The organism is Actinoplanes sp. L3-i22 (assembly GCF_019704555.1).
GTDB lineage: Bacteria > Actinomycetota > Actinomycetes > Mycobacteriales > Micromonosporaceae > Actinoplanes.
Genome location: NZ_AP024745.1, coordinates 5095526 through 5112764 on the forward strand (window position 1 = coordinate 5095526; position 17239 = coordinate 5112764).

15 protein-coding genes are annotated in these 17239 nt (G+C 73.2%); 8 read left to right on the forward strand and 7 right to left on the reverse strand.

Annotation, left to right across the window (positions count from 1 at the left end):
- Positions 1 to 5: 5 nt before the first annotated feature.
- Together trxA and L3i22_RS22650 are read right to left on the reverse strand one after the other, a co-directional pair.
- Complete coding sequence (gene trxA / locus L3i22_RS22645) at positions 6 to 443, reverse strand: thioredoxin (protein ID WP_221328953.1); 438 nt, start codon at positions 441 to 443, stop codon at positions 6 to 8.
- A gap of 95 nt (positions 444 to 538) precedes the next feature.
- A complete protein-coding gene (locus tag L3i22_RS22650; RefSeq protein ID WP_221328954.1) occupies positions 539 to 1630 on the reverse strand; it encodes an ROK family transcriptional regulator in 1092 nt (363 codons plus the stop codon).
- 46 nt (positions 1631 to 1676) lie between these two features.
- Between L3i22_RS22650 and L3i22_RS22655 the strand changes: the two genes are divergently transcribed.
- Entirely contained in the window at positions 1677 to 2918 is a 1242-nt protein-coding gene (locus L3i22_RS22655) for an MFS transporter (RefSeq protein ID WP_255658498.1), read from the forward strand.
- Between the two features lie 100 nt (positions 2919 to 3018).
- On the opposite strand, the gene L3i22_RS22660 is transcribed toward L3i22_RS22655, so the two are convergent.
- On the reverse strand, positions 3019 to 3540 hold the full coding sequence (locus L3i22_RS22660) for an FMN-binding protein (RefSeq protein ID WP_221328955.1): 522 nt from the start codon (positions 3538 to 3540) through the stop codon (positions 3019 to 3021).
- 18 nt (positions 3541 to 3558) lie between these two features.
- Positions 3559 to 4974 carry a ferric reductase-like transmembrane domain-containing protein gene (locus tag L3i22_RS22665; RefSeq protein WP_221328956.1) on the reverse strand — a complete coding sequence of 472 codons (1416 nt, stop codon included), beginning with the start codon at positions 4972 to 4974 and terminating at the stop codon, positions 3559 to 3561.
- 221 nt (positions 4975 to 5195) lie between these two features.
- Between L3i22_RS22665 and L3i22_RS22670 the strand changes: the two genes are divergently transcribed.
- Positions 5196 to 7484, forward strand: a complete 2289-nt coding sequence (locus tag L3i22_RS22670; RefSeq protein WP_221328957.1) for a bifunctional diguanylate cyclase/phosphodiesterase — start codon at positions 5196 to 5198, stop codon at positions 7482 to 7484.
- 25 nt (positions 7485 to 7509) lie between these two features.
- On the opposite strand, the gene L3i22_RS22675 is transcribed toward L3i22_RS22670, so the two are convergent.
- Positions 7510 to 8052: a DUF2231 domain-containing protein gene (locus L3i22_RS22675; RefSeq protein ID WP_221328958.1), complete on the reverse strand. Its 543-nt coding sequence runs from the start codon at positions 8050 to 8052 to the stop codon at positions 7510 to 7512.
- A gap of 223 nt (positions 8053 to 8275) precedes the next feature.
- On the opposite strand from L3i22_RS22675, the gene L3i22_RS22680 reads away from it, so the two are divergent.
- From L3i22_RS22680 to gap, 6 genes are all read left to right on the forward strand, one after another.
- Positions 8276 to 8953 carry a response regulator transcription factor gene (locus L3i22_RS22680; RefSeq protein WP_221328959.1) on the forward strand — a complete coding sequence of 226 codons (678 nt, stop codon included), beginning with the start codon at positions 8276 to 8278 and terminating at the stop codon, positions 8951 to 8953.
- Positions 8954 to 8967: 14 nt separating this feature from the next.
- Complete coding sequence (locus L3i22_RS22685; RefSeq protein WP_255658499.1) at positions 8968 to 10194, forward strand: cell wall metabolism sensor histidine kinase WalK; 1227 nt, start codon at positions 8968 to 8970, stop codon at positions 10192 to 10194.
- 72 nt (positions 10195 to 10266) lie between these two features.
- Positions 10267 to 11070, forward strand: a complete 804-nt coding sequence (locus L3i22_RS22690) for a MerR family transcriptional regulator (protein ID WP_221328961.1) — start codon at positions 10267 to 10269, stop codon at positions 11068 to 11070.
- Positions 11067 to 11972 carry an ABC transporter ATP-binding protein gene (locus L3i22_RS22695; RefSeq protein ID WP_255658500.1) on the forward strand — a complete coding sequence of 302 codons (906 nt, stop codon included), beginning with the start codon at positions 11067 to 11069 and terminating at the stop codon, positions 11970 to 11972. The genes L3i22_RS22690 and L3i22_RS22695 overlap by 4 nt, the downstream gene beginning before the upstream one ends.
- On the forward strand, positions 11969 to 13552 hold the full coding sequence (locus L3i22_RS22700) for a hypothetical protein (RefSeq protein WP_221328962.1): 1584 nt from the start codon (positions 11969 to 11971) through the stop codon (positions 13550 to 13552). The genes L3i22_RS22695 and L3i22_RS22700 overlap by 4 nt, the downstream gene beginning before the upstream one ends.
- 102 nt (positions 13553 to 13654) lie before the next feature.
- The gene (gene gap, locus L3i22_RS22705) at positions 13655 to 14671 is read left to right on the forward strand and encodes a type I glyceraldehyde-3-phosphate dehydrogenase (protein ID WP_221328963.1); all 1017 of its coding nucleotides are present in this window, start codon (positions 13655 to 13657) and stop codon (positions 14669 to 14671) included.
- 55 nt (positions 14672 to 14726) lie between these two features.
- On the opposite strand, the gene L3i22_RS22710 is transcribed toward gap, so the two are convergent.
- Complete coding sequence (locus L3i22_RS22710; protein ID WP_221328964.1) at positions 14727 to 15248, reverse strand: hypothetical protein; 522 nt, start codon at positions 15246 to 15248, stop codon at positions 14727 to 14729.
- Positions 15249 to 15304: 56 nt separating this feature from the next.
- Positions 15305 to 17227: a bifunctional diguanylate cyclase/phosphodiesterase gene (locus L3i22_RS22715; protein ID WP_221328965.1), complete on the reverse strand. Its 1923-nt coding sequence runs from the start codon at positions 17225 to 17227 to the stop codon at positions 15305 to 15307.
- Positions 17228 to 17239 lie beyond the last annotated feature (12 nt).

Genomic DNA, 17239 nt, shown 5'->3' on the forward strand with positions numbered 1-17239 from the left:
GGTGGTCACGGCCGGGACGGGGTGGGCAGGGACTGTTCGACCCAGCGGCGCAGCACCGCGGCCGGCGCCGCCCCGGACTGGCGGGCCTTGACCTGCCCGCCGTCGAGCAGCAGCAGCGTCGGCACGGCCTGCACGGCGAACCGCCGCGCCAACCCGGGCGCCTGGTCCACGTCCACCTTGACCAGCTTGACCCGGCCGGCCAGCTCGCGCGCCACCTGTTCCAGCGCCGGCCCGACCGTGCGGCACGGCCCGCACCACGGCGCCCACATGTCCACCAGCACCGGCATCGGCGACTTCTCGGCCACCGCGGCGAACGTGTCGTCGCCGGCGTCGGCGATCCAGGGCAGGGCGGCACGGCACTTGCCGCACACCGGTTTGCCGGTCGCCGCCGCGCCGATCCGGTTGCGCTGCCCGCAGGCGGGGCAGGCCACGATGTCGGCCATCGCACTCAACTCCTCGAGGAAAGCTTTTCGACGCCAGTAGAGACAACGCGGACGGCGGGCGCATTCCTCCGCCGTACGTCGCAATCGGTTTGGTCTTAAGGGAGGCGCAAGCCGACCGGATCGGGCAGGCCGTAGCGCAGGTTGAGCACCTGGATCGCGGCCCCGGCGGCGATCACGTCGGTGCCCAGGCCGGTCAGCGTGACCTCGGCGGTGAGCCAGTCGGCCCGCGGGACCTGGGTGCGCACCGCGTCCTCGACGACCTGCCGGTAAATCTCGCCGTGCCGCAGCAGGTCGGCCCCGGCCAGCACGATGTGGCCCAGGTCGAGCGTCTGCAGCAGGTTGACCACGCCGACGCCGAGGATCGCGGCGGCCGCGGCCGGGTCGGCGGCCCGGTCGTGGACGGCTTCCAGGCAGCCGCGGCGGCCGCAGGCGCAGGCCGGCCCGTCGAGCTGGATGACGGTGTGCCCGAACTCGCCGGCGTTGGTGTGCGTGCCGCGGTGGGCGGCGCCGTTGAGCCACAGCCCGGCCCCGACCCCGCTCTCCACCATGATCAGCGCGGCGTCGCGGAAGCCGGCGTCGCGGCGCCAGGCCTCGGCGGTCACCGCGGCGGTGACGTCCTTGTCGACCAGGACCGGCCGGCCGAGCCGCTGCCCGGCGAGCTCGGCGAGCGGGATGTCGTGCCAGTGGCGCAGCCGGTGGGCGTCGCGGACGGTGCCGGTGGCCTGGTCGAGCGGCCCGACCATGCCGATGCCGACGCCGATCAGGGGCCGCGGGCCGTCGTCGTCCAGCCGGTGTTCGCGGATCATCGCGGTGACCCCGGAGTCGAGCCGGCCGAGCAGGTCGTCCGGGGTGAAGTCGGCCGGCAGGGCGGTCGTCGCACTGGCGTGCACGGTGCCGGCCAGGTCGGTCAGGACCAGGCGCAGGGCGCGCCGGGTGACGTGCGCGCCGATCGCCCACCGGCTCTCCGGCACCAGGCGGTAGACCGCGGCCGGTTTGCCCAGCGCGGCCCGGCGCACCCCGGCGGTGGCGATCACGCCGTCGTCGAGCAGCCGGGTGAGGACCTTGGAGACGGCCTGCGGGGTCAGGCTGGTGATCTCGGCGACGGTGCCGCGCTCGATCGTCGGCCGGGTCCGGGCCAGGGCGATGACCAGGGCCTCGTGGTAGTCGCGCAGGAACGCCAGGTGCACAGGCTCACACTACAACTAACGCAACGGCGTTGCTAAAGTCGCCGCCATGACCCTCGAAGGCAACAGCGTTGCGGAAGTCGGCGACGTGCACCACCGCACCCGCCGACGATGGCCGGCCCTGCTCGCGCTCGCCTTCGGCGCGGTCGCCATCGGCCTGACCGAGTTCGTGCCCTCCGGCCTGCTGCCGCAGATCGCCGCCGACGTGCTCGGCGCCGAGTACGCCCGCTCGCAGTCCGGCGCGGTCGCGCACGCCGGGTGGATGGTCACCGCGTACGCCCTCGGCGTGGTGGCCGGCGCCCCGCTGATCGCCGCGCTCACCGCCCGGCTGCCGCGCCGGCGCCTGGTGCTCGGCCTGCTGGTGCTGTTCGTGGCCGGCACGCTGGCCTCCGCGCTGGCCCCGAGCTTCGAGCTGGTGCTGGCCGCCCGGTTCGTCGCCGGCCTGCCGCACGGCGCCTACTTCGGCGCCGCCGGGCTGCTGGCCGCGTCCCTGATGGGGCCGGGCAGCGAGGGCCGCGGCTTCGCGATCGTGCTCAGCGGGCTGACCGCGGCCAACGTGGTCGGCGTGCCGGCGATCACCCGGCTCGGCCAGGCCGCCGGCTGGCGGGTCGCCTACCTGGTCATCGCCGCGGTCTTCGGGCTCGCCCTGCTGGCGGTCGCCGCGACGGTGCCGGACACCCCGGCGGCGGACAGCTCACCCGCCGCCGAACTGCGCTCGCTGCGCCGTCCGCAGGTGTGGCTGACCGCGGTGACCGCCGCGATCGGCTTCGCCGGGTTCTTCGCGGTCAGCAGCTACCTCGCGCCGGTGACCACCGAGGTCACCGGGCTGTCCGCGGGCGCGGTGCCGTGGGTGCTGGTCGCCATGGGGCTCGGGATGACCGTCGGCAACGCGCTCGGCGGCTGGTACGCCGACCGTGACCTGCGCCGGGCCACCCTGCTCGGCTTCACCGCGCTGATCGCCGCGTCGGCGTTCTTCGCGCTGGCCGTGACCAGCACGCCCGGCCTGTTCGCCGGCGCCTTCCTGATCGGCGCGACCAGCCTGTTCCTCGGCCCGGCCCTGCAGTCCCGGCTGATCGCGGTCGCCCCCGGCGCCCAGCTGATGGGCGCGGCCGTCAACCAGTCCGCGATGAACATCGCCAACAGCCTGGGCGCGGCCGTCGGCGGCGCGGTCATCGCGGCGGGCCTGGGCTACCGCGCCCCGGCCTGGGTCGGTGTCGCCCTGGCCGTCGTCGGCCTGGCCCTGGCCGCCGCCGGCTTCACCCTCGACCGCCGCCGCCCGGCGACCCGGTGACGACCGGGAGTCCGCGTCTCGACCCGGCGGCAAGCGGGGAACGGGGCGGTGGCCGCCGGGTTCCGGGCATCGGTGCGTCCACCGGGCACTGACGGTCGGGTCAGGAGAGGTGGGCGGCGTCGAGGGCGGACTGCAGCGACTCGAGGTAGCCGTTGCTGGTGACGGTCGCGCCGGAGACGGTGTCGATGCCGGCGCTCTGCGCGGTCAGGGTCTCCTGCCGCAGAACGGGCAGCGCGTAGGCGTTGATCTCCTGGTCCCGTCCGTTCTCGCTGGGGTAGACCGGAACTGCCACGTCGGTGATCTTGCCGTTGGCGACGGTGATCGTGACCTGCACGTCGCCCCAGCGGGTGGCGGCCACCGATCCGGTGTAGGTCTTCGCCGCGGTCGACGTGCTGGTGGTGCTGCTGCTGGTCGTCGGCGCGGCGCCGGTGCCGCTGGTCGTCGGTGACGTGGTGGTGCCGGCGGAAGCCGTGGGGGACGGGCTCGCGCCCGTCGTCGCGGGTTCGCTGATCGTGGTCGTGGCCGCGCCGGCCAGTGCGGGACTGCCGGTGCTGGTGCGGTAGCTGAACAACAGCACCAGGGCCGCCACGGTGGAGAACAACCACCAGGTGATTCGTCGCATCGTCGAGATCCTCTTCGGTTACCAGGAGAACAGTTCGGTGTGCAGGTTCGCGGGCTCGACCCCGGCGTCGTGTGCCGCGGTACGGGCCGCCTCGGTCCACGCGTCGGGCCCGCAGACGTAGACGTGCGAGCCGGCGATCCGCGGGGCGATCTCGCGCAGCGCGTCGGCGTCGGCGCGATCGGCGTACTGGGCCGGCAGCCAGGACGGCCGGGTCGCGCGCGGGCCGAGCAGGTAGACGATCCGGACCCCACGCTGCGCGGCGAACCAGTCCAGTTCGGTACGGAACGCCACCTCGGCCTCGTTGCGGGCTCGGTAGATCAGGGTCGCCTCCCCGGGCCGGTAGGGGAGTTCGCCGAGCAGGGCCAGCAGCGGGGTGACACCGATTCCGCAGGCGAGCATGACCACCGGGCCGCCGGTGTAGGTCTCGCCGGTCAGCCTGCCGTACGGGCCCTCGACGATCGCCGTGGTGCCGGGCCGCAGGGCGGCCGCGCGGGAACTGCCGTCGCCGAGGTCTTTCACGGTGATCCGCAGCAGCTGCCCGTTCGGGGTGGCTGACAGGGAGTAGGGATGGGCGCGGGACCAGCCGGGGCCGTCGAGGAATCGCCACTGGAAGAACTGCCCGGCCCGGGCCGGCAGCGTGTCCAGGTGCCGGCCGGTCAGGTAGACCGAGGTCAGACCGGGACCCTCCGGAGTGACGTGGCTGACCACCAGGCGGTGCCGCCAGGAACGCCAGGCGGGCAGCCCGAGCCGGTAGACCAGGACCCCGCCGGCGGAGACCGCATACAGGGTCCACCAGTAGGCGATCGCGGCCGGCGAGCCGATGAAGTCCGTCCCGGTCCAGAGCTGATGCGGCAACGCGAGCCCGACGCCGAGGTAGGCGTACAGGTGGATCAGATGCCAGGACTCGTAGCGCAGTTTGCGGCGGGCCGCGCGGATCGAGGTGACCACGACCATGATCAGCGCCAGAGTGCCGGCCGTGGCGAGGAGCATGCCGGGGTACGTCCAGATCATGTCCCACAGTTCGGCGAAGGCGTTGGCGTGCGCCGTGCCGGCATAGCCGAGGGTGATCAGCACGATGTGGGCGATCATCAGCCAGAACGAGGTGAACCCGGCCCACCGGTGCCATCTGGCCAGCCGGTCCTGGCCGAAGGCCCGTTCGACCAGCGGGACCCTGGCCATCAGCAGCACCTGCAACAGCAGCAGGTCGGAGGCCCAGAGACCGGTCAGCCGGCCGATCGCCGACACCGCGTCCGGGCCGCCGCCGGCGACCTGCCGTGCGCTGCCGTTGCTCACCCACAGGGCGGTGACGATCAGCAGGCTCACGCCCGCGCCGAGGCCGCCCGCGTCGCCCCACCAGCGCGGGGTCGCGCGGCGCCGCGACGAAAGGGCGCGGGGCGGTGCGGCCGTTGGCGGGGCGTCGGTCGTCGTGGTCATGCCGTCACCATCGGGCCCGAAGTTGAGAAAGCGAGGCCCGCAAGCTAGGGATCGGCTATGTGTTCGCTATGAACGCCCGTCACCGATCTGCGGGCGCCCCCGTGCACCGTTGCCGGCCGGCCCGCCGCGGTTGATGCCACGAGGCGAATCGCTCAGTGGCGACCACCGGCCTGCCGATCAAGAAGGTTCCGGGACCCAGGAGCGCGAGGAGGCGACGAGCGATGGTCGGCCGATCCGGTTTGGCGCGCGCTGCTCGTTACTCGGCGCTGTTCCTGGGGCTGCTGGTGCTGGTGGCCAGCGTCGTCGCCAGTGTGGTGACCGCCCGGGACAAACAGGCAGCCGCTCAGGACAGTCAGTTACGCGTCGAGCTCCGACAGCAGATCGATGTCCTGGACAGCTATTTCGAACGGGCCCGCAGCATCGACGCGTTGCTGGCGGCCAATCCGGTCTTCGCCGACTTCTACCGGGTGCCGGGGACGAATCCTGCGAAGATCAACGCCGGTGGGGCGACGATCACCCGGGTCAACAACGCTCTGGCGTATCTGGAGGAGATGTATCCGGGCCGGATCGGTGAGGCGTGCTTCATCGACAGCAGCGGAGCTGAGATAGCCCGGGTCGTGAACGGTGTTCCGGCCCGGCCCGACAAGCTGTCGCAGGACGAGGGCAGCAACGCGTTCTTCGCACCCACCCTCGCGCTCGGCGCTGGGCAGGTCTATCAGGCCGAGGAGTACGAGTCGCAGGACACCCACGATGAGGTGATCTCGAACTCGACCGTGGTGGCAGCGGCAGGTCACGTGGGCATCGTGCACTTCGAGATCACCCTCGAGAGCTTCCGGACCCCGACATCGGCCGACGGGTTCGCCGCCTCGATCCTCGATGCCGGTACCGGCCGGGTCATCGTCGACAGCCGGGCCGCCACCACGACGGCCGGCCGGCCGGATCTGAGCCTGGACACGCTGATCGGCGGCGGCTCGGATTCCGGGGTGCGCACCGCCGGTGGGCGGCGTTTCGCCTACCAGCACCTGCCGTCGGTTCCCGGCAACGTGAACAACTGGTACGTCGCGGTCTCGGCGCCGGCATTCGGCAGCGGCTGGACACGCGGGCTCAGTGTCGGCTCCCTGGCACTGGTGGCGGCGGCGATGCTGACCGTGCTCATCGCCGGCGCGAGCTGGGCCGGTCACCTGCGTGCCGCCCGTCGAGCAGCGGTGTACGACCCACTCACCGGTCTGCCCAACCGGATCCTGCTGTCCGAGCGCATCGAGGCGACGCTGCGGACCGGCCGGCCCGCCACCGTCGTTCTTCTCGACCTGCAACGGTTCCGGGAGGTCAACGACCTGTTGGGGCACCACCTCGGGGACGTGCTGCTGAATCAGGTCGCGGAACGTCTCCTCGCCGCTGTCGGACCGGACGCCATGGTCGCCCGGCTCGGTGGCGACGATTTCGCCGTCTTCCTGCCCGGCTACGCTGACCTGGCCGTGGCCGACAAGAGCATTCTGGCCGCGTTCGGCTCCGGGTTCGTCGTCGGCGGCCTGACCGTCGATCTGGATGCCGAGATCGGCGTTGCGTACGGGCCGCAGCACGGCGAGGACGCGGCTGCGCTGCTGCGCAACGCGGACAGCGCGCTGCGGCTTGCCAAGCAGTACTGTGCGCGCCTCCAGGTCTACGATCCGGCGGCCGAGCAGTCCGCGCCGAACCGGCTCGCGCTGCTCGGCGATCTGCGCCGCGCGCTCGACACCGGCGACCAGATCACGGTGCACTACCAACCTAAGATCGACCTGCGCACCGGCGAATTGGCCGGAGCCGAGGCCCTCATCCGCTGGCACCACCCCGAGCTGGGCCGGATGAACCCGGACATGTTCATCCCGACGGCGGAGACCACCACCCTGATCCACGCCCTGACCGACCGGGTCCTCACCCTGGCGGTGGCCGAGGCCACGGCCTGGGCCGGCCAGGGACTGCAGGTGCCGGTCGCGGTCAACCTCTCCACCCGCTGCCTGCTCGACCCGACGCTGCCGGGCCGCGTTCTCGAGCTGCTCGACCGTACGGGTCTGCCGGTTGCCTCGCTCGAGCTCGAGGTCACCGAGAGCATGGTCATGGCCGACCCCGTTCGCGCGGAGATGACCCTTCGCGAACTGCACGACGCCGGTATCCGCTTGTCGATCGACGACTTCGGCACCGGTCACTCGTCGATGGCCTATCTGCAGCGACTGCCGGTCGACGAACTGAAGATCGACCGGACGTTCATCCGCGACATGGCCGGAGACCGGGAGAAGGCCGTGCTGGTGAGCACCATGATCACCCTCGGTCACAACCTAGGGCTCTCGGTGGTGGCCGAAGGAGCCGAGACCGAACAGGACGTCGCGGTGCTGCGCGATCTCGGCTGCGACATCGTCCAGGGCTACTATTTCGCCCGCCCGATGCCCGCCGGCGAGTTCCGTGCCTGGTGCGCCGCCTGGGTCGCCGCGCATCCGGACCCGCAGCGTGCGCAACCGCTGGCCAACGCCGGCTGACCCGGTCCGTACCGGCGGCGGTGGCTCAGTCGCCGTCGCGCCGGCCGGGCCCGTCCTGGCGGGCGGTGGAGCTGAAGTTGCCGGTCCAGGACGCTTTCGCGCCGGAGTCGCCGATGCGGTACGTGTCGTAGACGGCCGAGCCGGCGATGACGACGGCGAGCACGGCGACGATCCGGGTGAGCGTGGTGGACCCCGGCGCCAGATAGCTGCGCTGCCGGACACCGGCGGCGACCGCTGCCGCCGCGGTGGCCTCGCGCTGCCGCCACCAGACCACCAGGGCCAGCACCGCGACCGGAAGAGCGGCCCAGATCGCGGTGTCGCCGAGCTCGGTGTGGTCGCGCAGCAACGCGGTCTCGGCGACCCGGCGTTCCAGCCATTCACCGGCGCTCGTCGTGACCGGGACGAGGCCGACGACGATCACGGCCAGGATGGCGTTCGGGCCGGCGAGGCGCCGGCGGGCCGCAGGCCAGACCGCGGTCAGCACCAGCAGCAGGGCGGCCAGCGGTAGCAGTACCACGACGGCGTGGACCAGCAGGATGTGTGCCGGCAGTCCGTTGACGGTGCTCATGAAATTCCTTCCGGAACGGCCGAGGAGGCGACGTGGTGGCGACAGCGGCCGGCCGTGGCGTCGCAGCGAGGGCTGGAGTCGCAGGAAAGGCTAGGCAGTGAATCTTCACGTCCTCCCATTTTCGGCCGGTCAGGCTCGACGGGTACCGGAACGAGAAGGACGGTCGTGATCGCCGGGTCTTCCGGTCCTGCGTACGACCGTGACCGCCTGCGAGAGTGACACCATGACCGATGCCGCTGTGCCCGCCGCGAGCCTGCTGGTGGTCGAGGACGACCGGGAGCTGGGCCCGTTGCTGGTGCGCCTGTTCCGGGGCGCCGGGTACGGGACGGACCTCGCCCCGGACGGGCAGGCCGGGCTGCACCTGGCGCTGACCCGTCGCTATGACGCGATGATCCTCGACCGGGGTCTGCCGGCCATCGAAGGCCTGGATCTGCTCGGCCGGCTGCGGCGCTCCGGGGTCACGGTTCCGGTGCTCGTGCTGACCGCGCTCGGCACGCTGCCGGACCGGGTGGCCGGCCTGGACGGCGGAGCCGAGGACTATCTCGTCAAGCCGTTCGAGATCGACGAGCTCCTGGCGCGGGTCCGGGTGCTGCTGCGCCGCCGTCCCGGCTCGGCGGACCGGTTGACGGTCGCGGGGGCGGAGTTCGACCTGATCTCCAGGACGGTGACCGGACCGGCGGGCACGGCGGTCGCGCTGTCCGGGCGCGAGAGCGATCTGCTGCGACTGCTGGCCCGGAATCCGGCGCGGGTGTTCACCCGGGAGGAGATCGTGGCCCAGGTCTTTCCCGACGCCTCCAGCGTCACCCTGGCGGACACGTACGTGCACTACCTGCGGCGCAAGCTCGGCGCCGAGGTGGTGTCCACCGTGCGGGGCGTGGGCTACCGGCTCGGGCAAGGATGAAACGCGCCGCCCCGGTGAGTGCCGGACCGGATCGGGTGATGCTGGCCCGGGCCCGGCGGATCATGGCCCTGCAGACCGCCGCCGCGATCACCGTCAGCCTGCTCGTCCTCGGCGCGCTGGTCCTGATCGTGGTGACCTACAGCCAGAATGCCGCCGCCCGGACGCTGCTGCGGGAGACCGCGGCGAGCGCGGACGACGTGAAGGACCCCGCACCCGGCGTGTGGATCTTCGTGCAGGATGCCGCCGGCACGGTCGAGGCCACCGAGGACGCGCCCCGCGGGCTACCGGACCGCGACGCGCTGGACCGGGTCCGTGCCGGCGGGGCCGCCGAGACGGTCCGCATCGGTGGCCGGGAAGGCGGCTACCTCGCGCTGACCAGGCGCCGTGGCGCCCGGGTGGTGCAGGTCGTCATGAGCCGGCACGAACAGCACGACGAACGCGAGCGCCTGCTCGGCGCCCTCGCCGTCGGCGAGCTCATCGGACTGCTCGTCGCGCTGTTGTCAGCGGCGCTGCTCGCCCGGCGGGCAACCGCCCCGCTGGCCGAGGCACTGGCCCGGCAGCGGCACTTCGTCGCCGACGCCAGCCATGAGCTGCGCACCCCGCTGACCCAGTTACACACCCGGGCCCAGCTGCTGCAGATGGACCTGCGCGCCGGTGCGGGCCTCGCGGACGTCACGACGGACGTCGACCACCTCGTTACCGGCACCCGGCACCTCGGCGAGGTCGTCGAGGACCTGCTGCTCTCCAGCCAGCTCGGCCGCCGCGACGATGTCCGCGTGCCCGTCGACCTGGCCACGGTCGCGGCGGAGGTGCTGGCGGAGCAGACCGATCGGGCCGGCGCGCAGCGGGTGGAGCTCACCCTGCTCGCCGGCGCCGCGGACACGTTCGTGGTGCTCGGCCACCGAGCCGCGCTACGCCGGGTGCTGACCGCTCTGCTCGACAACGCGCTGAGCCACACCCCGTCCGGCGGACACGTGAGTGTCGAGCTCGGCACGGCCGGCGCGGCGGTCGCGGTCGTCGTCCGCGACGACGGCACCGGCTTCGACCCGGCCGACACCGAGCGGCTGTTCGCCCGCTTCGCCCGCGGTGGCCACGGCGATCACCGCCGCTTCGGGCTCGGGCTGGCGCTGGCGAAGGAGGTCATCACCGGGCACGGGGGCACCATCGACGCATGGGGACGCCCCGGTCAGGGCGCGGCGTTCACCATCCACCTGCCCTCGGCGAACCGGGACGAGCAGTAGGGCCGATCGGCCCGCCGACAGGTGCCGGCCGGGGATTGACGGTGACGTGACGTCACAGCGGAGACTGCCGGTGTGCGCATCAAGGAGCTCGCGGAGCTGGCCGGCACGACGGTCCGCACGATCCGCTTCTACCACCAGATCGGGCTGCTGGCGGTGCCGCGGCCGACCGGCGGGCGCCGCGACTACGACCTGGCGCATGTCGCCCGCATGATCCGGATCCGCTGGCTGGCCCAAGCCGGGATCCCGCTGTCGGGTGTCGCGGAGATGCTCGACGGTCAGCCGGTGGACGATCGGCGGGCGACCGTCCTGGCCGACCTGCACGCCGTCGTGGCGACGCTGGACGACCAGCTGCACGAGCTGCGGGTGCAGCGGGACCGGATGTGCCGGCTGATCACGACCGTGCGGCGCGACGGTCACCTGTCCCCGTTGCCGGCGCCGATCGCCCGGTTCTACGACCGGATGTACGAGCGGGCCACCGACGAGCGCACCCGGCGGGTCATCCGCGACGAACGCGACTTCATGGAGCTGGCCTGCTACCGCGGTGACATGCCGCCCGAGGCGGCGATCGTGTACGAACGGCTCACCGCCGCCGGTCTGGCCGACAGTTTCGCCGCGTTCGGGCAGATCGCCGAGCGAGTGGACCGCGCGCACCTGCTCGGCGACGAGGAGATCGCCGGGATCGCCGGTGACACCGCCGACCGGCTGATCCGCCAACTGGGCGAGGACGCGCCGGGCGCGCTGCGCTCGATCGACCCCGACCTGGCCCGGCAGGCGGCCGACCTCTACGTACAACTGGCCGAACCGGGTCAGCGGCGCCTCGCCCGCGCGATCGGCGACGCCCTGCTGGCCACGATCGAGAAGGGCCGGACACCGTGAACGACACGCTGGTCATCGACGTCGGCGGCCTGGTGAAGAGGTTCGGCGCGTTCACCGCGGTGGACGGTCTCGACCTGGCGGTGCACCGGGGCGGCGTGCACGGATTCCTGGGCCCCAACGGGGCGGGCAAGTCGACCACCATCCGGGTCCTGCTCGGGCTGTACCGGGCGACCGCCGGACGGGTACGGGTGCTCGGTCTCGACCCGGCCGACCGGGCCGCGGAGATCACCCGGCGTCTGTCGTACGTACCGGGCGAGGTGACCCTGTGGCCCAACCTGACCGGCCAGCAGGTCCTGGACGCCTTCGCGGGGTTGCGTGGCAGCCGCGACGAGGCGGCCGAACGCCGGCTGTGCCAGGAGTACGCCCTGGATCCCCGGCGCCAGGTGCGCACCTATTCCAAGGGCAACCGGCAGAAGGTCGTGCTGGTCGCGGCGTTCGCCGCGCGCACCGACCTGCTGGTGCTCGACGAGCCCACCGCCGGCCTCGACCCGCTGATGGAGGAGGTGTTCCGGCGCTGCGTGCGCGAGGCCGCCGCCGCCGGGCGCACCGTGCTGCTGTCCAGCCACATCCTCGCCGAGGTCGAGCAGCTCTGCGACGCGGTGACGATCATCAAGGACGGCCGGCTCGTCGAGTCCGGCCGGCTCGCCGACCTGCGCCACCTCGCGGCGGCGACGGTCACCGCCCGCCCGTCCGCGGCACAGCTGGCCGAGGTCACCGCCCGGCTGCACCGGCTGGGTGTCAGTCCGGCCCACGATGACGGGCAGCTGCTCGTGAGCGTGCCGCGGGTGCTCGTCCCGCCGGTTCTGGGCGTGCTCGCCGAGGCCGGCGCCGACGACATCACCTGCACGCCGGCCAAGCTGGAGGACCTGTTCCTGCGGCACTACACGGTGGCCGCGCGATGACGCTGACCCGCCTGCTGCTGCGCCGTCACCGGCTCACCCTGACCAGCTGGCTGTCGTTGCTGATCGCGATGTCGGCCGGCACCGTGACCGCCTACCAGGACACCTACGCCGACGAGCGGCAGCGTCGCCTCGCGGTGGACCTCGCCCAGCACAACGCCGCCACCACCCTGATGTACGGGCGGCTACCCGGCCCCGGCACGCCGGCGCAGATGTACGCCTGGGAGATCGGCGCATTCGTCACGATCCTGGCCGCGGTGATGGCCGTGCTCGTCGCGGTGTCGCTGACCCGCGCGGCCGAGGAGGACGGCACCCTCGAGCTGCTCCGCGGCTGCGGGCTGGCGCCGAGCCGGCCGTTGCGCAGCGCGATGAGCATCCTGGTGGCTTGCGCGGCGGCGCTCACCGCGGGGTGCGCCGTGGCCGCCGGCCTGCACGCCGGCACGGTCGACGGGGTGAGCTGGGCGTCGGCGGCCGCCTACGGCACGGTCATCGGCGCGACGTTTCTGGTCGTCGCCGCGGTCACCGTGCTGCTCGCGCAGCTCACCCCGGCTGCCGGCCAGGCCCGTCTGCTCGGCCTCGGCGTGGTCGGCCTGTCGTTCGCGGTCCGCGCGCTGGCCGACACCCGTCGGCTGAGCCGGCTCAACTGGGGCACACCCCTCGGGCTGCGGGCGACCGTCGGCCCGTTCACCGCGGACCGCTGGCCCGCCCTGATCGTGCCCGTCGTGGCCGCCTGTCTGGCGGCGGCCGCGGCCGTACGGTTGTCGAACCGGCGTGAATTCGGCGCCGGCCTGCTGCCGCGGCGCGACACGCGGGGCGGCCGGCTCCGGATCCGTTCGGCCACCGGTCTGACCGCCCGTCTGGACCGGAGCACGGTGCTGACCTGGACGGCGGCGGTCGCGGTGATCGGGGCGCTGTTCGCGGCGATGGGCTCCGGCGTCGTCGAGCAGCAACGTGGCGGGGACGTCGGCGGCTTCCTCGGCGCCCAGCTGGCCGGGGGCGACCCGGCCGCGGGCTACCTGTCCTATTGCGGCACCGTCGTGGGCATCATCGTCGGTGTCTACGCGGTGCTGTCGGTGTCGCGGAGCCGGACCGCGGAACGCCTCGGCCGGACCGACCTGGTACTGGCCACCGGCGTGCGGCGGTGGGCCCCGTTGGCGGCCCAGTGCGCGGTCACCGCCGCCGGCGCCGCGGTCGTGCTCGTCGCGACCGGCGCGCTCACCGCGCTGATCGCGCCGGCGGTCATCGACGGACCGCACGTCGCCGCCCGCGCCTTCGTCTGCATCGCCGGTCAGTGGCCGGCGGCCGCGGTGCTGATCGGCTGGTCCGCGCTGCTCGCCGGGGCGCTGCCGCGGCTGCTGCCGCTGGCCTGGCTGCCGCTGCTCGCCGGTGCGACTCTGGCCCTGCTGGGCGACCTGCTGCGGGTGCCGCAGCGGGTCCAGGACCTCGGCATCTTCGAGCACGTGCCCGACGCCACCGGCGCCGGCCCCTCAGTGACCGCGTCGCTGCTGCTCACCGGTGCGGCGGCGCTGCTGTGCCTGGCCGGGCTGGCCGCGCTCGACCGGCGCGACCTGCGGCCCGGATGACCTCCACCGGGCCGGCCGGGTGCCACCTCGGTCCGGGACCTTTGTCCCTGACCCCGGGCCGGTGCCCGGACGACGCTGAAAGGAGAGGCAAGGAGGACGACGATGACCTACCGCATCGCGATCAACGGCTTCGGCCGGATCGGCCGCAACTATCTGCGCCGCCTGGCGGCCAAGGACATGGTCAACAGCGGCCTGCAGGTGGTGGCGATCAACGACCTGTACGACGCCGCGACGCTGGCCCATCTGATCGAGTACGACTCGACCTTCGGCCGCCTGGACGTCGAGATCGGGCACGACGACGACCAGCTGATCGTCGGCTGGCACCGGATCCCGACGTTCGCGAGCCGTACGCCCGATGCCCTGCCCTGGGGCGAGCTCGGCGTCGACCTGGTCATCGAGGCCACCGGCCGGCTGCGCACCCGCGACGACGCCGCCCTGCACCTGAAGGCCGGCGCCGGGCGGGTGCTGATCTCGGCACCGGGCCGGAACGTCGACGCGACCCTGGTCCCCGGCGTCAACGCCGACGGCTACGACCCGCACGAGCACCAGATCGTGTCGGCCGCGTCGTGCACCACCAACTGCGTCGCACCGCTGGTCAAGGTGCTGCACGAGACGTTCGGCATCGAGCGCGGCCACCTGACCACCGTGCACGCCTACACCAACGACCAGAACGTGCTGGACGCGCCGCACAAGGACGCCCGGCGGGCCCGTGCGGCCGCCGTCAACATCATCCCGACCAGCACCGGCGCCGCCAAGGCGGTCGGCCTGGTCCTGCCCGAGCTGGCCGGGAAGCTGGACGGCGTGGCCCTGCGGGTGCCGGTGGTGGACGGCTCGATCAGCGACCTGACCCTGACGCTGGCCGCGGAGGCCACGCCGGAGCAGATCAACGAGGCGGTCGCCGAGGCGGCGGCCGGGCCGATGCACGGCATCATCCGCTACACCGAGGCGCCGCTGGTCTCCACCGACGTCATCGGCGACCCGGCGTCCTGCGTGTTCGACGCCCGGCTGACCCAGGCCCGGGGCAACCTGGCCAAGGTGTTCGGCTGGTACGACAACGAGTGGGGCTACACCAACCGGCTGGTCGACCTGACCACGCTGATGGCCGGCCGCGCGGCGTGAACGAGCGGGACCGACCCGGCCGGTGCGCGCCATGGGCACCGGCCGAGCGGCCGGGTCAGAGCTTGCCGGCGGTCCGGGTGCGGATCAGCGCGATCAGCCGGGCCGCGGTGGCGCGGTCCGCCTTGTCCGTCGTCTCGGTGACGACCTGCAGGTAGCAGGCCCGGTTGGCCAGCACGAAGTTGGCCGTGCTGTCGGCGGCGAACCGGATGCCGTCCGGCCCCTTCTGCGCGGCGCCGGCCAGCACGTCGGCGGGCAGCTTGCCCTTCGGGGCGGTGCCGTCGACGCCGATGTTGACCGTCACCGAGTGGAAGTCGGTCGGGTTCTCCCAGACGCACAGGCTGTCGCCGACCCCGGCGCCGGGCTGGCCGCCGTTGCTGGCGCCGATGATCGCCTCGACCTCGGTCTTGTCGAGCAACGCGCACGCGTCGAGGTCGGTCGACGCTGGGGTGCTCGCGGCGGCGCTGGCCGCGGGTTGCCCGGCGGTGGTGGTCTTGGGGTCGTCGGAGCACCCCGCGACCGTGCCGAGCAGTGCCAGAAGGGTGGCGCCGGTCAATATCCCGTGACGGTTCGATCTCACGCGGGGATCATCGCAGGGCCGGTCGAGCCCATGGTCACCCGGGGTGTTCGGCCCGCTCAGAGCACGGCCGCCCGGCCGGCGGTCAGCCAGGCCGGCAGGTCGTCGCCCGGCATCGGCCGGGCCAGCAGGTAGCCCTGGGCGATGTCGCAGCCCGCGGCCTTGAGCAGCGCGGCGACCTCGGTCGTCTCGACCCCCTCGGCGACGACCTGCAGGCCCAGGTTGTGGCCGAGATCGATCACCGACCGGACGATCGCCGCATGGGCCGGGTTGTCCGGCAGGTCGTCGACGAAGCTCTTGTCGATCTTCAGCTCGTGCAGCGGGAGGGTGGCCAGGTAGCCCAGCGAGGTCTGCCCCCGCCCGAAGTCGTCGATGCTGATCCGGATCCCGGCCTCGGCCAGGCGGTTCAGCACGTCGGCGGCGACCGCCGGGTCGGTCATCAGCGCCGTCTCGGTGATCTCGACGACCAGCCGGGCGGCGGGGACGCCGGCCTCGGCCAGGGTGGCCAGCACGGTGTCGGCGAAGTCGGCGCGGCCCAGGTTGCGGGCCGACACGTTGACCGCCACGCTCAGCGTCTCGCAGGCCGCTCCCCACGCCGCGACCTGGGCCAGGGCGGTGGCCAGCACCCAGCGGGTCAGCGGGTCGATCAGGCCGGTCTGCTCGGCGACCGGCAGGAACGCGTCGGGCGGCACCGTGCCGCGCCGCGGATGCTGCCAGCGGATCAGCGCCTCGACCGCGCAGATCGTCCCGGTCCGCAGCTCGGCCTTCGGCTGGTAGTGCAGCACCAGCTCGTTGGTCTCGATCGCCCGGCGCAGCTCGGCGACCAGGGCCAGCTGGGCCGCGTCGTAGTGGTCGCGCCGCCGGTCGTAGCGGGCGGTGCCGCTGCGGGTGCCCTTGGCCAGGTACATCGCCATGTCGGCGCGCCGCAGCAGGGTGTCCACATCGGTGCCGTCGTCGGGCGCCAGCGCGTACCCGAAACTCGCCTCCGGCGACAGCGGCAGCGTGCCGACCATCGCCTCGGCCTCCAGCGCGGCCCGCAGCCGGTCGAGCAGCGGCCCGATCCCGTCCGGCCCGATGTCCGGCAGCACCAGGCCGAACTCGTCGCCGCCGAGCCGGGCCACGGTGTCCCCGGAGCGCACCGTGGCGGCGAGCCGGCCGCCCAGCTCGCGCAGCAGGGCGTCGCCGGTGCGGTGCCCGAGCGTGTCGTTGACCTCCTTGAACCGGTCGATGTCGGCCAGCACCACGGCCGCCGTGCGGCCCTCGCGCCGGGCGGCCTCGACGGCCGCGGCCGCCCGGCGCTGGAACACCGTGCGGTTCGGCAGTCCGGTGAGCGCGTCGTGGCCGGCCTGGTGGGTGATCCAGCGCAGGGTGGAGCCGCTGATCGCGGCCAGGATCATCCACAGTGCCAGCAGGCCGGCGGCGAGGGCGAGGTAGACGGTGTGCAGGCCCTGGCTGACCTCGCGGGCGATCGGGTCGTACGGCAGGTAGATCTCCAGCACGCCGAGCACCGCGCCGCCGCGCACGATCGGCTGGTAGACCTCGACCACCTGCTGCCCGGCCGGCCCGATGTCGTTGCGGTCGGAGTTGAGCCTGGTCAGATGGGCCACCACGGCGCCGCCGGCGGCGTCCAGCACCTCGTCCTCGATCTCGGTGCCCAGCCCCGAGCCGTCGTCGGAGAAGACCACCCGGCCCGCGGTGTCGCGCAGCCGCAGCCGCACGACCGCGCCCGAGCCGACCGCGCTGTCGGCCAGCCGGTGCAGCTCCCGCAGCTCCTCGGCCGTCAGGGGAGCGGCCAGGGAGCGGTCGCCCAGGTTCGGCTCGATCGCGGTGCGTGCGACCAGGGCAGCCTCGACCCGGGCGACACCGATTCCGCGGTCACGGGCCTCGTGTGCCAGTGCGAACGACAGCACCACGCCCAGCAGCAGCACCGGGACGAGACTCGCGCCGGCGTACGTGAGGAACAACCTCCACGACGAGGGCACGGGGGCACGGTA

What these genes read in the sequence shown, in the direction of transcription:
- trxA (WP_221328953.1), bottom strand. Translation starts at nt 443, where the DNA reads ATGGCCGACATCGTGGCCTGCCCCGCCTGCGGGCAGCGCAACCGGATC.
- L3i22_RS22655 (WP_255658498.1), top strand. Translation starts at nt 1,677, where the DNA reads ATGACCCTCGAAGGCAACAGCGTTGCGGAAGTCGGCGACGTGCACCAC.
- L3i22_RS22660 (WP_221328955.1), bottom strand. Translation starts at nt 3,540, where the DNA reads ATGCGACGAATCACCTGGTGGTTGTTCTCCACCGTGGCGGCCCTGGTG.
- L3i22_RS22665 (WP_221328956.1), bottom strand. Translation starts at nt 4,974, where the DNA reads ATGACCACGACGACCGACGCCCCGCCAACGGCCGCACCGCCCCGCGCC.
- L3i22_RS22670 (WP_221328957.1), top strand. Translation starts at nt 5,196, where the DNA reads ATGGTCGGCCGATCCGGTTTGGCGCGCGCTGCTCGTTACTCGGCGCTG.
- L3i22_RS22675 (WP_221328958.1), bottom strand. Translation starts at nt 8,052, where the DNA reads ATGAGCACCGTCAACGGACTGCCGGCACACATCCTGCTGGTCCACGCC.
- L3i22_RS22680 (WP_221328959.1), top strand. Translation starts at nt 8,276, where the DNA reads ATGACCGATGCCGCTGTGCCCGCCGCGAGCCTGCTGGTGGTCGAGGAC.
- L3i22_RS22700 (WP_221328962.1), top strand. Translation starts at nt 11,969, where the DNA reads ATGACGCTGACCCGCCTGCTGCTGCGCCGTCACCGGCTCACCCTGACC.
- gap (WP_221328963.1), top strand. Translation starts at nt 13,655, where the DNA reads ATGACCTACCGCATCGCGATCAACGGCTTCGGCCGGATCGGCCGCAAC.